Genomic DNA, 289 nt, shown 5'->3' on the forward strand with positions numbered 1-289 from the left:
CGTCCTGCGCCTATGTGCTTCGGTTCCTCTTCAGCAGGCGGGCGCCGGTGCGGATCACCTTCGGTGAGTACGACTGGCAGATTATGAAGCGGGTCCTTCTCATCGGGTTAAGATGTTACCCCATGACCAGTGTAAGCAGCCGGTCCAGGCTACAGACCTTCTTCTCACGGAACAAAGTCTCCAGGCGTTCCAGATTCAAATCCGAGTGTTCCACATATGTTCTCGTATAACTCAGACCATTTTTCAGCGGTAAACCAAGGTGACACATGTGTATTCCACCAGTTTTGAA

General features: G+C 51.6%; 1 pseudogene. It reads left to right on the top strand.

Going from position 1 to position 289, the window contains the following annotated elements:
- Nucleotides 1-230, top strand: a pseudogene (locus NE473_RS32030) (hypothetical protein); the annotation flags it as partial.
- Nucleotides 231-289 lie beyond the last annotated feature (59 nt).

The sequence above is a fragment of the Hungatella sp. SL.1.14 genome, assembly GCF_024460495.1.
GTDB lineage: Bacteria > Bacillota > Clostridia > Lachnospirales > Lachnospiraceae > Hungatella > Hungatella hathewayi.